The following is a 312-nucleotide window of genomic DNA, read 5'->3' on the forward strand; positions in this document are numbered from 1 at the left end:
GGCTTTTTTTAATATGTCCCGTTCGTCGGTAACCCGCTTCAGCTCTTTCTGGAGACGGCGGATCTCGGCCTGAGCATCTGACTGTTCTTTATTAGTGGAAGAATCCGGACCGTACTTCTTTATCCAGGCGTAAAGGCTGTGGGTGGTGATATCGAGACGTGTTGCAACGCTGGCAACAGAATAACCGCGATCAACAACCTGTTTGACTGCTTCAATTTTAAACTCTTCGGGATAACGCTTACCGCTCATGGGCACCTCTCTTTAAGCCATCTTAAATGACTCTGAGGTGTCTGTTAAACCCGTGGCGATTCA

The 312-nt window shown here is 48.1% G+C and carries 1 protein-coding gene; it reads right to left on the reverse strand.

The genetic code is table 11. From position 1 onward, the window contains the following. The coding region (locus ACVCAM_RS26535; RefSeq protein WP_204363921.1) for a transposase at positions 1–249 on the reverse strand (249 nt) is incomplete at its 3' end. Positions 250–312: the final 63 nt, after the last annotated feature.

The sequence above is a fragment of the Enterobacter sp. CFEC122 genome (genome assembly GCF_052983755.1).